This window comes from Streptomyces sp. G7(2002) (genome assembly GCF_028870195.1).
Classification (GTDB): domain Bacteria; phylum Actinomycetota; class Actinomycetes; order Streptomycetales; family Streptomycetaceae; genus Streptomyces; species Streptomyces nigrescens.
In genome coordinates, this window is the sequence record NZ_CP102609.1 from 6,829,338 (window position 1) to 6,844,307 (window position 14,970).

Genomic DNA, 14,970 nt, shown 5'->3' on the forward strand with positions numbered 1-14,970 from the left:
TAGCTGACGTTGCGTCAGATCACTAGAGGCGGGATCCGGTCGGCCGGGGGGCGGGTCAGCCCACCTCGACCGGCTGCCGGGCCTCGGACGCCTCGTCCGTTCCGGCCGCCGGGGCGGTTTCCTTCGGCGACGGCAGTACGGCGAAGACCAGCGCGGCGATCGCGATCGTGGCCGCCCAGCCCAGGCCGTTCTCGCCGATCCAGGTGGTGGCCAACGGGCCGGTGAACCACTGGACCTTGGTGAAGCACAGGCCCGCGACGAGCGCCACGCCCCAGGCGGTCATGGCCTGCCAGCAGAAGCCGCCGACGTACCAGTAGCGGCTGGTGCGGTCGGTGTTCATCAGGCTGTCGGCGTCATAGCGCACCGCCAGCTTGCGCCGCCGGGCCATGTCGATGCCGTAGACGCCGATCCAGGCGGAGAAGGAGACCGCGAGCAGCGTCAGGAAGGCGATGAACTGGCCGATGAAGTCCTTGGCCACCAGCATCATGAACAGGCCGCCGACCAGGCTGATGACGGCGTTGATGCTGACCGCGAGGGCACGCGGCAGCTTGACGCCCATGGTCTGGGCGGTGAAGCCCGCGGAGTACATCGACAGGCTGTTGATCAGCACCATGCCGACCAGCGCGGTGATCAGGTACGGCACCGCGAGCCAGGACGGCAGGATGCTGCCGAGGAACGACATCGGGTCGGTGTTCTGGCCGGCCAGCTTCGGGCTGGAAACGGCCATCACGCCGCCCATCAGCACCATCGGCAGCAGCACCAGGGCCGCGCCGGAGACGGTGGCGCCGACGATCTTCTTGCCGGACGCGGAGTGCGGGAGGTACCGCGCGAAGTCGGGGCCGGTGGGCACCCAGCTGATACCGCCGGCCGCGATGGTGCCGATGCCCGCGATCACCATGGCGGTGGTGCCGGCCTTCTTGGCGAAGACGGCGTCCCAGTCCATCGTGGCGACCAGGTAGACCAGCACCATGATGCTGAACAGGCCGAACAGATACGTCGAGTACTTGTTGCAGACGTTCAGCGCCTTGCGGCCCAGACCGCTCACCAGATACGTGACAGCCACGAAGGCGAGCAGGGTGACGACGACGAGGACGTTGTTGCTCTCGACGCCCAGCAGCAGATGCAGCACGGTCAGCACCGCGTAGGCACCGGTGACCGCGTTGATCGTTTCCCAGCCGAAGCGGGCGACCCACAGGATCGCGCCGGGGAAGTAGTTGCCGCGGACGCCGAAGGCGGCCCGGGAGAGCATCGCGCCGGGCGCACCGCCCCACTTGCCCGAGACCGACAGCACGCCCACCATGCCGAAGGCGACGGCCGCGGCGATCGCGGCCACCAGCAGGACCTGCCAGAAGTTCAGCCCGTTGTTGACCACGAGCGAGGCGCCCATGGTGAGCAACAACACGCTGATGTTGGCGGCGACCCAGGTCGGGAAGAGCTCGCGGACGCGACCCTGGCGTTCGTTGTCGGGGACGGGTTCGATGCCGCGGGTCTCGACGGCGCCCTCGGGTGCGGGAGCGGAAGTGGAGGACGTGGTGCCCATTGGTGCAGGTATCTCCGTGCGGGGATCTGGACGCACCCCCACGGGGGAGGGGGTGCAGGCAGCGGCTGTGATGCCTGGCCAGAATTGATTGCCAGGACTCTACGCGCGTTGCGCGGCCGTCGACCATCGTACTTTGATCCAACTTGTGCCGGTACGCACTGTTGGACCCCACGACGAGGAAGAGTGTCGCCGAACCTCGTCGAAGGGTCCAGTCGGGCCCCTCCGATCAGGCAGAAGGCGCCGATTCCTGCCGCGTGCCGACCCGGTGGTCGGCCCGGCGCAGCAGCTCCTGCGGATCGTCGACCGGCGGGGAGATCCATGTCTCGTTGATGGCCCGCTTGAGGTCCTTGGCGAAGCCCTCGGGACCCTCGCGCAGTGTCCGGTTCCAGCCGGCCGTGGCCACCGCGCTGGCCTCGCCGAGATCGAGACAGGTGCGGTACGGGTCGGGCGCGAAGTCCACCGGCGGCAGGCCGAGCAGAGTGGCCGCGGCGTTGTGGCCCGCCACCTTGCCGAGGGGGATGGCGTGCTGACAGCTCTGCAGGACGGGGTGGTCCTCCTCGGCCAGGGCCGCGGCGGTGTCCCCGGCGGCGTAGAGGCCCTCGATACCGCGCACCCGCAGCCCGCGGTCCACGGCGAGCCGCCCCAGCGCGTCCCGGGGCGCGGGGATCTGCGCGGTCAGGGCGCTCGCCCGCATCCCCGCGGTCCATACGGCCGTACGGGCCGGCACGGTGCTGCCGTCCGCGAGATGCACCGAGCGCGCGTCCAGACCGGTGACCGTGGTGCCAAGACGCCGTTCGATGCCCAGCGTGTCCAGCGCCCGGGTGATCACCGGCCGGGCCGCCGCGCCGAGCCCCGCCCCGACGACGGCCGCGCGCTCGACCAGCACCACCCGCACCTCGTCCGCCGCACCGTACGGAGCGGCCCGCGCGCGCAGCCGGCCCACCAGCTCGGTGGCGATCTCCAGCCCGGTGAAACCGGCGCCGGCCACCACCGCGGTCCAGCGTTCGGGCCCGGCCGGTGCCTTGGGCAGCCCCCGCAGATGCTCCTCCAGCCGGACCGCGGCCGGGAGGGTGTCGATGTCGTGCAGGAGGGCGGCGCCGGGCAGCTCGGGCCGCACCACCGCGCTCCCGGTGGCCAGTACGAGGCTCCGGTAGGCCACCTCGGTGCGGCTGCCGTCGGACGTCAGGGCGGTGACCCGGCGCCGTGCGGTGTCCACGGCGGTCGCGGTGGCGGCGATCCGCCGCACCCCGGCAGGCCCCAGCACCCGGTCGAGCGGCACCCGCATCCGGGCCGGATCGGCCTGGTAGAGGCGCGGGCGGAGGACCAGGTCGGGGTCGGGGGTGAGCAGCGCCACGGAGCGCGCGCTCCCCTGGGCGCGCAGCAGCCGGGTCGCCGCGGCGGCGCTCCACAGACCGGCGAAGCCGCCGCCCAAAACCAGGACATCAATCATCCGGATTCCCCTCCTGATGCTCCGCGGGGCGGTCCCGGGGAGTAAATCCGGATACTACACATCCAGAATTCATTCAGGACACTGCTCATCCAGGTTCGGCGCGTGCAGTCCCCACGGGCGGAGCGTGGCTGATACTGGAGGAGTTATGGACATCGTCATCCTTGCTGTAGTCATCGCCGTGGTCGTGCTCGGCGCGATCAGCGGGCTCGTCGTCAGCGGCCGCAAGAAGAAGCAGCTGCCGCCGTCCCCGCCGGCTGCCCCGAAGCCCTCCGTTACCGCGCCCCCCGCCGAACCGCATGTCGGCGAGGAGGCCGAGACCCCCCGCGACGAAGAGCGTCGCACCATCGAAGAAGTCACGCTGCCCACCGCCGAGGCCCCCGTGGCCGAAGCGCCGGCCGCCGAGCCCGAGGCGCCCGCCGCCCCCGCGATCGAGGTCCCCGAGCCCACCGCGGGCCGGCTGGTCCGGCTGCGCGCCCGGCTCTCCCGCTCCCAGAACACCCTGGGCAAGGGCCTGCTGACCCTGCTCTCCCGTGAACACCTCGACGAGGAGACCTGGGAGGAGATCGAGGACACCCTGCTGACCGCCGACGTCGGCGTCGCCCCCACCCAGGAGCTGGTCGACCGGCTGCGCGAGCGGGTCAAGGTGCTCGGCACCCGCACCCCCGAAGGCCTGCGCGAACTGCTGCGTGAGGAGCTCCTCGCCCTCATCGGCACGGACGCCGACCGCACCGTGCACACCGCCAACGGCATCGGCAACGGCGGCGACGAGATCCCCGGCGTCGTCATGGTCGTCGGCGTCAACGGCACCGGCAAGACCACCACCACCGGCAAGCTCGCCCGGGTCCTGGTCGCCGACGGCAAGTCCGTGGTCCTCGGCGCCGCCGACACCTTCCGCGCCGCGGCCGCCGACCAGCTCCAGACCTGGGGCGAGCGGGTCGGTGCCCGTACGGTCCGCGGACCCGAGGGCGGCGACCCCGCCTCCATCGCCTTCGACGCGGTGAAGGAAGGCATCGCCGAGGCCGCCGATGTCGTCCTGATCGACACCGCGGGCCGGCTGCACACCAAGACCGGTCTGATGGACGAGCTCGGCAAGGTCAAGCGGGTCGTCGAGAAGCACGGCCCGGTCGGCGAGGTGCTGCTCGTCCTGGACGCCACCACCGGCCAGAACGGCCTGGTCCAGGCCCGGGTGTTCGCCGAGGTCGTGGACATCACCGGGGTCGTGCTCACCAAGCTCGACGGCACCGCCAAGGGCGGCATCATCGTCGCCGTCCAGCGCGAACTCGGCGTTCCCGTCAAGCTCATCGGCCTGGGCGAGGGGGCGGACGACCTGGCGCCCTTCGAGCCGCAGGCCTTTGTCGACGCCCTGATCGACTGACGCCGCCACCAGGGCACCACGCCCGGACCGTCACCGGCCCCCGGACCCGCACACGGCGGGTACCGGGGGCCGGTCCATGTCCGCCCGCCACCTCCCGGCCCGGGGTGGCCGGCCCCGCACCGCCTCGCCCGGGCACCCGTACGCCCTCCGGCGGACGAGAGCCGCGCCGACAGGAGAGCTCAGACCACCGAGCGGTTGCAGGCGTACGCCAGGGTGCCCACCATCAGCCGCGCCTGCGGCGGCCGGTCGGCGGTGTCCAGGGACGGCGGGCGCAGCCAGCGCATCGGGCCGTGGCCGCCGAGGTCGGAGGGGGGCGCGGTGAGATGGTCGCCCGGGCCCAGGGGGTGCAGGTCGAGCGAGGCGTCGTCCCAGCCCATCCGGTAGAGCAGATCGGGGAGTTGTCCGGCCGCGCCGGGCGCGACGAAGAACAGCGCACGGCCGGTCGGGGTCACCGCGACCGGGCCCAGCGGCAGACCCATCCGCTCCAGCCGCGCCAGCGCGTTGCGGCCCGCGGCCTCCGGCACGTCGAGGAGGTCGAACGACCGGCCCACCGGGAGGAGGATGGCGGCGCCCGGGGTCTCGGCCCACGCCACGGCGGCCTTTTCCCAGCCGGCACCGGCCGCCAGCTCCTCGCCGAAGGCCAGCGGATGCGCACCGGGGGAGGAGCAGTCGGCGGCGCCGCACGAGCAGTCCGTACGGCCGCTGCCCGCGCGCACCGCCCGGGCGCCGGGGACGACATCCCAGCCCCACAGTCCCGTGTACTCCGCCACCGCCGAGATCTCGGTCGAGCGGGCGCGGCGCCGGGAGCTGGAACGCATCTCTCGGATGCCGCCGATCGTGAAGCCCATGCCCCCTCCAACGGGTGGTGCGTGCCAGTGGTTACGAGTCGGCGGGTTGACGGTCCGGCGCCGTTCACGCTCCGCCGGCGGCCCGTGGTGCGGTGGTGTGACGTGGTGTGCCGGGTGGTGCGGTGTGCCGCGTGAGCCCTTCTGCGCTTCGTTCCGCCCGGCGTTCTTCGGCCTGTGTCAAGTCAATCGCGAGAGCTGGGCGGGGAGTTCATTCGAAGGGGTGGCGAATGGTGGCGTTTCCGCGATCGCCCTCGCGGCGGGCGTGATCGTAGGATTACTTTCGGTGCGCGAACCCCGGAGAGGCACCCTTCGCACGGGTATGCCGGTGGCAACGCACAGGTCGAGCACAGGCCAAAAGGTGTGGCCGGAAACCGTGATCGGGTAGATGTACCCCGGACAGGCGTCGTAACCGACGGCGTCCTGTGGGTAGTTCGCGGCACACACCAGGCACCAGGCACCAAGCCAGCTATCGGGATGGGGGCTTCCAGTGGGCGGCAACGGCGGCACGGGCGGCACCGACGCCGTCAAGCAACCCAACGCGCAGTTGGGTTCGTGGTTCATGCGCAGCGGCTGGTCCAAGGGCGAGCTGGCCCGGCAGGTCAACCGCCGGGCCCGCCAGATGGGCGCCCACCACATCAGCACCGACACCTCGCGGGTGCGCCGCTGGCTCGACGGTGAGCAGCCGCGCGAGCCCATCCCGCGGATCCTGTCCGAGCTGTTCTCCGAACGCTTCGGCTGTGTGGTCGGCATCGAGGAGCTGGGCCTGCGCTCCGCGCACCAGTCCCCGTCCGTCTCCGGTGTGGACCTGCCCTGGGCCGGGGCCCAGACGGTCGGCCTCATCAGTGAGTTCTCGCGCAGTGACCTGATGCTGGCGCGCCGCGGCTTCCTCGGCACCTCCCTCGCGCTCGCCGCCGGACCCAGCCTCATCGAGCCGATGCAGCGCTGGCTGGTGCCGGTGCCCGCGGGCCAGGGCGGCGCGGAGGAACCCGACCGCGCCCGGCGCCCCGCGCGGCTGTCCAAGCCGGAGCTGGACCTGCTGGAGTCGACGACCGCGATGTTCCGCCAGTGGGACGCGCAGTGCGGCGGCGGGCTGCGGCGCAAGGCGGTGGTCGGCCAGCTTCACGAGGTCACCGACCTCCTCCAGGAGCCGCAGCCCGAGGCGGTGTCCAAGCGGCTGTTCAAGGTCGCCGCCGAACTCGCCGAACTCGCCGGCTGGATGAGCTACGACATCGGGCTCCAGCCCACCGCGCAGAAGTACTTCGTGCTGGCCCTGCACGCCTCCAAGGAGGCCGGCGACCGGCCCCTGGGCTCGTACATCCTCTCCAGCATGAGCCGGCAGATGATCCACCTCAGCCGGCCCGACGACGCGCTGGAGCTGATCCACCTCGCCCAGTACGGCAGCCGCGAAACCGCCACCCCCCGCACCCAGGCCATGTTGTATGCGATGGAGGCCCGCGCCTACGCCGGCATGGGCCAGCCCAGCAAGGTCAAGCGGGCCGTCCGGATGGCCGAGGACACCTTCTCCGACGTCCTGCCCGGCGAGCCCGAGCCGGACTGGATCCGCTTCTTCTCCGAGGCCGAGCTGAACGCCGAGAACGCCCACTCCTACCGCGACCTCGCCTATGTCGCCGGCCGCAGCCCCACCTACGCCTCGCTCGCCGAGCCCGTCATGCAGCGCGCCGTGGAGCTCTTCGGCAAGGACCCCGAGCACCAGCGTTCGTATGCGCTCAACCTGATCGGGATGGCCACCGTGCACCTGCTGCAGAAGGAGCCCGAGGCCTGCGCGGCGATGGCGCAGCAGGCGATCCCGTTCGCCCGGCAGGTCCGCTCCGAGCGGGTCAACACCCGGCTGCGCAAGACCGTCGACAACGCGGCGCGGGAATTCGGCGGCGTCGCCGAGGTGATCCGGCTCAGCGACGAGCTCAGCCGCCAGCTGCCCGAAACCGCGGAGGCCGTCTGACGGCACCCCACCCCAGAACACCGGCCGCGGCCACCGCCCCGTACAGCCCGACTCGGCTCCCCCATGCCAGGTCACGCGGGCGGCAGCCGCGGCCGGGCTCGTGTTTGCGGCTCCCCCTTGCGCCTAAACCGGCGCCGCTCTCGCGGTGGTGGCTGCGCGCCGTGGGGGTTGCTCAATTCATGGTTTCTGTGGGTTGAACGGGTGAAGTGGTGCTGATCTGGCAGTTCATCGGGGCGTAACACGGAGGCCGTCTTCGTCACTGGGGTGAAACACCCGCAAGGTTTGGCCGAAACCACGCTGCGACAACCTCATCGCGAAGTCGGCCCACCAGAAACACGCCCGCACGGGCCGCATCGACGACGAGGAGACGCCGATGCCCCCAGGCATCCTGACGCTCGCAGCAGACAAGGCGACACTGAGCCCGGCCAACACCGGGTTCATGCTGATCTGCTCCGCATTGGTGATGGTCATGACACCCGGTCTCGCCTTCTTCTACGGCGGGATGGTCCGGGTCAAGAGCGTGCTCAACATGCTGATGATGAGCTTCATCAGCCTGGGCATCGTGACGATCTTGTGGGTCCTGTACGGCTTCGGACTCGCCTTCGGCACCGACAAGGGCGGCTTCATCGGCTGGGACGGACACTTCGCCGGACTCAGCGGTATCGGCCTGACGGAGCTGTGGGGCGCCACCACCATTCCGGTCTATGTCTTCGCGGTCTTCCAGCTGATGTTCGCGATCATCACGCCGGCGCTGATCAGCGGTGCGCTCGCCGACCGGGTGAAGTTCACCGCCTGGGCGCTGTTCATCGCGCTGTGGGTCACCCTGGTGTACTTCCCGGTCGCCCACTGGGTCTGGGGCGAGGGCGGCTGGCTGTTCGAGCTGCAGGTCATCGACTTCGCGGGCGGTACGGCCGTGCACATCAACGCCGGTGCCGCGGCGCTCGGCGTGCTCCTCGTCGTCGGCAAGCGCATCGGCTTCAAGAAGGACCCGATGCGGCCGCACAGCCTCCCCCTGGTGATGCTCGGCGCCGGTCTGCTGTGGTTCGGCTGGTTCGGCTTCAACGCCGGCTCCTGGCTCGGCAACGACGACGGCATCGGTGCGGTCGCCTTCGTCAACACCCAGGTCGCCACCGCCGCCGCGATGCTCGGCTGGCTGGCATACGAAAAGCTCCGGCACGGCTCGTTCACCACGCTCGGCGCGGCCTCCGGCGCGGTCGCCGGACTCGTCGCGATCACCCCGGCCTGCGGCGCGGTCAGCCCGCTGGGGGCCATCGCGGTCGGTGCGATCGCCGGTGTGCTGTGCGCCATGGCCGTCAACCTGAAGTACAAGTTCGGCTACGACGACTCCCTCGACGTCATCGGCGTCCACCTCGTCGGCGGTGTCGCCGGATCGCTGCTGGTCGGCCTGTTCGCCACCGGCGGGGTGCAGAGCAAGGCCAAGGGCCTGTTCTACGGCGGCGGCTTCGACCAGCTCGGCAGGCAGGCCGTCGGTGTGGTCTGTGTGCTGCTGTACTCCCTGGTCGTCTCGTATGTCCTTGCCAAGGTGATCGACCTGGTGATGGGCTTCCGGGTCGGCGAGGACGAGGAAGTCGCCGGTATCGACCAGGCCGCGCACGCGGAGACCGCATACGACTTCACCGGCGCGGGCGGCGGCTCGATCGGCCGCAAGGGACCGGCACTCGGCGAGGCCCTGACAAAGAAGGTGGACGCGTGAAGCTCATCACGGCAGTAATCAAGCCGCACCGGCTGGACGAGGTGAAGGACGCCCTGCAGGCATTCGGTGTGCACGGACTGACCATCACCGAGGCCAGCGGATACGGCAGGCAGCGCGGGCACACGGAGGTGTACCGCGGTGCCGAGTACACCGTCGACCTGGTCCCGAAGATCCGCATCGAGGTGCTGGTCGAGGACGCCGACGCCGAGGAACTGACCGACGTCATCGTCAAGGCGGCCCGCACCGGCAAGATCGGCGACGGCAAGGTGTGGAGCATCCCCGTCGACGACGCGGTACGGGTGCGGACCGGCGAGCGGGGGCCGGACGCCCTGTGAGGCGCCACGGCCGGGCTCCGGCTCCGGCCCCGGGCGGCTGTCCGCCGTCGGGGACCGGAGCCGGGGCGCGGCCGCCCGAGCGGCGGATGGCCGACCGCCCCGCAGCGGCACAGACTGGGCCTGCGGGCCCGGCCGGCACGGGGACGGCCGCACGGGGGCGACGGTGACGGCGGGGGACGACCACGACCAAGGAGCGCGCGAGGTGACGGAAAGCGTCGAGGAAACGGCAGGACCGGCCGGAGCACGGAGCCCGGGGAACACTCCCGCGCCGGAAGGGGGCTATCCGGCGGCCCGGCTGCGGCTCCTCCAGGACGAGGCCCCCACCGGACCCGACCGCCGCGCCGCCCTCGCCCGGCTCACCGACGACTGGCTGGCCGGCCTGCTGGCCCGGCACGGCGCCGCCGCCGGCCTGTCCGGCACCGCCCTGGTGGCCGTCGGCGGCTACGGGCGCGGCGAACTCTCCCCGCGCAGCGACCTCGACCTGCTCCTGCTGCACGACGGCCGCGCCGACGCCGGCGCCCTCGCCACGCTCGCCGACCACCTCTGGTACCCCGTCTGGGACCTCGGCCTCGCCCTCGACCACTCCGTACGCACCCCCGCCGAGGCCCGTAAAGCGGCCCGCGAGGACCTGAAGGTGCAGCTGGGCCTGCTCGACGCCCGCCACCTGGCCGGCGACCCCGACCTGACCGCCGCACTGCGCACCACCGCCTATGCCGACTGGCGCGAGAGCGCCCCCAAACGGCTCCCGGAACTCCACGACCTGTGCCAGGAGCGCGCCGAGCGGCAGGGCGAACTCCAGTACCTCCTCGAACCCGACCTCAAGGAGGCCAGGGGCGGGCTGCGGGACGCCACCGCGCTGCGGGCCGTCGCCGCCTCCTGGCTCGCCGACGCCCCGCGCGGAGGCCTGGAAGCCGCCCGCACCCGGCTGCTCGACGCCCGCGACGCGCTCCACCTGACGACCGGCCGCGCCACCGACCGGCTCTCCCTCCAGGAACAGGACCAGGTCGCCACCGCCCTCGGCATGCTCGACGCGGACGCGCTGCTGCGGCAGACCTACGAATCCGCCCGCACCATCTCCTACGCGGCCGATGTCACCTGGCGCGAGGTCGGCCGGGTGCTGCGCGCCCGCTCCCTCAAGCCCATGCTGCGCGGGCTGCTGCACGGCCGTACCGCCGGCAAGGGCGAGCGCTCCCCGCTCGCCGAGGGCGTCGTCGAACTCGACGGCGAGGCGGTACTGGCCCGCACCGCGCGCCCCGAGCGCGACCCCGTACTGGTGCTGCGCGCCGCGGCCGCCGCCGCCCAGGCCGGGCTGCCGCTGGCCACCCACGCGATCCGCCGCTGCGCCACGGCCACCGCCACCAAGCCACTGCCCGTGCCCTGGCCCGCCGAGGCCCGCGAACAGCTGGTGACGCTCCTGGGCGCCGGCACGCACACCGTGCCCGTATGGGAGGCCCTGGAAGCCGAAGGCATCATCACGCGGCTGCTGCCCGACTGGGAGCGCGTCCGCTGCCGCCCCCAGCGCAACCCCGTCCACACCTGGACCGTCGACCGCCACCTGGTCGAGACCGCCGTACGGGCCTCCGCTCTGACCCGCCGGGTGCACCGCCCCGACCTGCTGCTGGTCGCCGCCCTGCTGCACGACATCGGCAAGGGCTGGCCCGGTGACCACTCGGTGGCCGGCGAGACCATCGCCCGCGATGTGGCGGCCCGGCTCGGCTTCGACGCCCGCGACACGACGGTGATCGCCACCCTCGTACGACACCACCTGCTGCTCATCGAGACCGCCACCCGACGCGATCTGGACGACCCGGCGACCGTCGGCGCGGTCGCGGAGGCGGTCGGCAGCACCCGCACCCTGGAGCTGCTGCACGCCCTGACCGAGGCCGACGCGCTGGCCACCGGGCCCGCCGCCTGGAGCGCCTGGCGCGGCGGACTCGTCGCCGACCTGGTCAAACGGGTCGCCGCGCGGCTCGCGGGGGAGCCCGACACGGAGGTGCGCGGCGCCGGCGAGCCGACCGCGGAACAGGAACGGCTGGCGATCGAGGCCGGGCGCACCGGCGGTCCGGTCCTGGCCCTGCACGCGCGCGCCGAGGCCCCCACCGACGCCGCCACCGGGCCGGAGACACCGGCGCCCGCCCAGGAACCGGTCGGTGTGGAACTGCTCATCGCCGTCCCCGACCAGCCGGGCGTCCTGCCCGCCGCGGCCGGGGTGCTGGCCCTGCACCGGCTCACCGTCCGCGCCGCCGACCTGCTCCTCCTCGACCCGATCGACGACGGGCCGGTCCTGCTGCTGAGCTGGCGGGTGGCCGCCGAATACGGCTCACTGCCGCAGGCCGACCGGCTGCGCGCCGACCTGCTCCGCGCCCTGGACGGCTCCCTCGACGTCCCCGCCCGCCTCGCCGAACGCGAGCGTGCCTACGCCCGCCGCTCCCGGGTCGTGCTCGCCCCGCCACCCCGGGTCACCGTCGCCGGCGGCAGCTCCGACACCGCGACCGTCATCGAGGTCCGGGCCCAGGACGCCCACGGCCTGCTGCACCGCATCGGCCGTGCCCTGGAGACGGCCGGCGTCGCCGTCCGCAGCGCCCACATCAGCACCCTGGGCGCGAACGCGGTGGATGCGTTCTATGTCACGGGGGAGGACGGGGCTCCCCTCACGGACGCCGCGGCCCATGAAGTGGCGGTGGCCGTGGAGCGCGCCCTTCAGTAGCGGCCGGGAATGAGCGGCCGGGAATACAGGGCAGGAATGGTTTGCTTGCGGAGGCCGATACCCTAGAACCCGACTGGACCCCGCCCCCGACCCCGAGGATCGACGACCGCCGTGTTCGATACGCTTTCCGACCGCTTGGCGAGTACTTTCAAAAACCTCCGGGGCAAGGGCCGCCTGAGCGAGGCGGACATCGACGCCACGGCGCGCGAGATCCGGATCGCGCTCCTCGAGGCCGATGTCGCCCTGCCCGTCGTCCGCGCCTTCATCAAGCAGGTCAAGGAGCGGGCCACCGGCTCCGAGGTCTCGCAGGCGCTGAACCCCGCCCAGCAGGTCATCAAGATCGTCAACGAGGAGCTCATCGGCATCCTCGGCGGCGAGACCCGCCGGCTGCGGTTCGCCAAGACCGCGCCGACCGTGATCATGCTGGCCGGTCTGCAGGGTGCCGGTAAGACCACCCTCGCCGGAAAGCTCGGCCGCTGGCTCAAGGGCCAGGGCCACGCCCCGATGCTGGTCGCCTGTGACCTCCAGCGCCCCAACGCCGTCAACCAGCTCTCCGTCGTCGCCGAGCGCGCCGGTGTGGCGATCTTCGCGCCGGAGCCGGGCAACGGCGTCGGCGACCCGGTCCAGGTCGCGAAGGACTCCATCGAGTACGCCCGCGGCAAGCAGCACGACGTCGTCATCGTCGACACCGCCGGCCGTCTGGGCATCGACCAGGAGCTGATGCAGCAGGCCGCGGACATCCGCGACGCGGTCAGCCCCGACGAGGTCCTCTTCGTCGTCGACGCGATGATCGGCCAGGACGCGGTCAACACCGCCGAGGCCTTCCGCGACGGCGTCGGCTTCGACGGTGTGGTGCTCTCCAAGCTCGACGGTGACGCCCGCGGTGGTGCCGCGCTGTCCATCGCGCATGTCACCGGCAAGCAGATCATGTTCGCCTCCAACGGCGAGAAGCTGGACGACTTCGACGCGTTCCACCCGGACCGCATGGCGTCCCGCATCCTCGGCATGGGCGACATGCTCTCGCTCATCGAGAAGGCCGAGCAGACCTTCAGCCAGGCCGAGGCCGAGAAGATGGCGGCCAAGCTGGCGAAGGGCCCCAAGGAGTTCACCCTCGACGACTTCCTGGCCCAGATGGAGCAGGTCCGCAAGATGGGCTCCATCTCCAAGCTGCTCGGCATGCTGCCCGGCATGGGCCAGATGAAGGACCAGATCAACAACCTCGACGAGCGCGAGGTCGACCGCACCGCCGCCATCATCAAGTCGATGACCCCGGCCGAGCGCCAGGAGCCGACGATCATCAACGGCTCGCGCCGGGCCCGTATCGCCAAGGGCTCCGGTGTCGACGTCAGCGCGGTCAAGGGCCTCGTCGAGCGGTTCTTCGACGCCCGCAAGATGATGTCGAAGATGGCCCAGGGCGGCGGCATGCCCGGGATGCCCGGCATGCCGGGGATGCCTGGCATGGGCGGTGGTGCCCGCAAGAAGAAGCAGGTCAAGCAGGCCAAGGGCAAGCGCAAGAGCGGCAACCCGATGAAGCGCAAGGCCGAGGAAGAGGCCGCGGCCGCGCGCCGCGAGGCCGCCCAGTCCGGCAACCCGCTGGGCCTGCCGCAGGGCGGCCAGGACCCGCAGAACTTCGAACTCCCCGAGGAATTCAAGAAGTTCATGGGCTGACCCCCCACAGCTCCGCTTCGCGAGCCCCCGGCCTCACACCGCGGCCGGGGGCTCGCGCGTGCCGGGGGCGGGCATCCCTACCTGCCCATCCCCGCCGCGCATGCCGAAACCGAGGCATCTCTGCCCGCCTGTTTCTGCCGCGCGTGCCGAAACCGAGCATCCTTACCCGCCCACCCCCCGAAGGGGGGTGGGCGGCGGGGAAAAACCGGAGGGGGAAAGTCCGGCGGGGGGATACGAGCGATACGAGCCGGGAGAATCCAGGACACCGGATCCGAATACCGCCGAACGCCCGCCCCCCGCCGCTCCAGGGTCTGCCGCCGCCCCCGGGGTCTGCCGCCCGGGGCCTGCTGCCCGGGGTCTGCCGCCCGGGGTCTGCTGCCCGGGGCCTGCCGCCCCTCCCGCCCCCCTACCTGGTCCGCGCGATCAGATAGCGGAACACATTCGGCATCCACACCGTCCCGTCCGCCCGCTGATACGGATGCAGCGCCTCCGCGAGCTCCTTCTCCACCTGGCGCTGCTCGGCAGCCTCCAGCGCCGCATCGAACAGCCCCGTCGACAACAGCCCCCGCACCGCACTCGCCGGATCCGCGTACCCGAACGGGCAGGACACCCGCCCCGAACCGTCCGGCCGCAGCCCGGCCCGGTCCGCCAGGTCCTCCAGATCGTCCCGTCCGCTGGGCCGCCACCCGGCGGAGCCGACGACGTAATCGCCCGGGGCATCGGCCAGCCGCTCCGCCACCCGCAGCACACCGGCCGTGGCGCACCGCTCCACCGGACCCCAGCCGCCCAGCACCACCGCGCTGCCGCGCTCCGCCAGCCCGGCCGCCGCGGTCAGCGACGCCGTCAGCCCCTCGACCGTGCTCACACAGCCCACCGGGTGGAACGCCGTGACCACGTTGAACGCGGCGTCCCCGGGCGCCGCGGCCTCCAGGCCGCCGCTGACCACGCGGGTGTGCTCCGGCATGCCGTCCGGCGTGAGCCGCTCACGCGCCAGCTCCAGCCGGGACTCGTCCGCATCCACCCCGCTGACCTGCGCGCCGCGCGCCGCCGCGAGCAGCAGCGCCAGACCGGACCCACAGCCCAGCCCCAGCAGCCGGGTACCGGGACCGACCCCCAAACGGTCGTACGCGGCTTCGTACAGCGGCACCAGCATCCGCTCCTGGATCTCGGCCCAGTCGCGGGTACGCGCCCGCGACCGGGCCGGAGCGGGCGGGTCGTCGCAGCGCGTGGATCCGGAGTGCGGAAGCTGGTGCCGCACGAGCGTCGGTGACATCGATAGCGCCCCTATTCGCCGAGAACCCGAAGCTGTTCCGTACCGATCGCCCCCGTGTTCGCGCGTTGTGCGCCCCCGCAATCCAGACAACTGCGCATTC

The 14,970-nt window shown here is 72.2% G+C and carries 10 protein-coding genes; 6 read left to right on the forward strand and 4 right to left on the reverse strand.

From position 1 onward, the window contains the following. Positions 1-55: 55 nt before the first annotated feature. Both NUT86_RS29190 and NUT86_RS29195 read right to left on the reverse strand, forming a co-directional pair. Positions 56-1,540: a purine-cytosine permease family protein gene (locus NUT86_RS29190; RefSeq protein WP_274738369.1), complete on the reverse strand. Its 1,485-nt coding sequence runs from the start codon at positions 1,538-1,540 to the stop codon at positions 56-58. Between the two features lie 226 nt (positions 1,541-1,766). Continuing rightward, a complete protein-coding gene (locus NUT86_RS29195) occupies positions 1,767-2,990 on the reverse strand; it encodes an NAD(P)/FAD-dependent oxidoreductase (RefSeq protein ID WP_274738371.1) in 1,224 nt (407 codons plus the stop codon). Positions 2,991-3,135: 145 nt separating this feature from the next. Here NUT86_RS29195 and ftsY point away from each other — a divergent pair, with 145 nt between their 5' ends. Continuing rightward, positions 3,136-4,365: a signal recognition particle-docking protein FtsY gene (gene ftsY / locus NUT86_RS29200; RefSeq protein WP_018087159.1), complete on the forward strand. Its 1,230-nt coding sequence runs from the start codon at positions 3,136-3,138 to the stop codon at positions 4,363-4,365. A gap of 179 nt (positions 4,366-4,544) precedes the next feature. On the opposite strand, the gene NUT86_RS29205 is transcribed toward ftsY, so the two are convergent. Further along, positions 4,545-5,213: a bifunctional DNA primase/polymerase gene (locus tag NUT86_RS29205; protein WP_018087158.1), complete on the reverse strand. Its 669-nt coding sequence runs from the start codon at positions 5,211-5,213 to the stop codon at positions 4,545-4,547. A gap of 487 nt (positions 5,214-5,700) precedes the next feature. Between NUT86_RS29205 and nsdA the strand changes: the two genes are divergently transcribed. The 5 genes from nsdA to ffh all read left to right on the forward strand — a co-directional run bounded on the left by nsdA (position 5,701) and on the right by ffh (position 13,597). Then, entirely contained in the window at positions 5,701-7,173 is a 1,473-nt protein-coding gene (nsdA, locus tag NUT86_RS29210; protein ID WP_018087157.1) for a transcriptional repressor NsdA, read from the forward strand. A 373-nt stretch (positions 7,174-7,546) separates the two neighbouring features. Next, positions 7,547-8,887: an ammonium transporter gene (locus tag NUT86_RS29215; RefSeq protein ID WP_018087156.1), complete on the forward strand. Its 1,341-nt coding sequence runs from the start codon at positions 7,547-7,549 to the stop codon at positions 8,885-8,887. Further along, positions 8,884-9,222 (forward strand): P-II family nitrogen regulator, encoded by a 339-nt coding sequence (locus NUT86_RS29220; protein WP_018087155.1) that lies wholly within the window; start codon positions 8,884-8,886, stop codon positions 9,220-9,222. The genes NUT86_RS29215 and NUT86_RS29220 overlap by 4 nt, the downstream gene beginning before the upstream one ends. 202 nt (positions 9,223-9,424) lie before the next feature. Continuing rightward, positions 9,425-11,929: a [protein-PII] uridylyltransferase gene (locus NUT86_RS29225; protein ID WP_274738374.1), complete on the forward strand. Its 2,505-nt coding sequence runs from the start codon at positions 9,425-9,427 to the stop codon at positions 11,927-11,929. A 111-nt stretch (positions 11,930-12,040) separates the two neighbouring features. Next, on the forward strand, positions 12,041-13,597 hold the full coding sequence (ffh, locus tag NUT86_RS29230) for a signal recognition particle protein (RefSeq protein WP_018087153.1): 1,557 nt from the start codon (positions 12,041-12,043) through the stop codon (positions 13,595-13,597). A gap of 406 nt (positions 13,598-14,003) precedes the next feature. On the opposite strand, the gene NUT86_RS29235 is transcribed toward ffh, so the two are convergent. After that, positions 14,004-14,870 (reverse strand): methyltransferase domain-containing protein, encoded by an 867-nt coding sequence (locus NUT86_RS29235; protein WP_159485967.1) that lies wholly within the window; start codon positions 14,868-14,870, stop codon positions 14,004-14,006. Between the last annotated feature and the right edge of the window lie 100 nt (positions 14,871-14,970).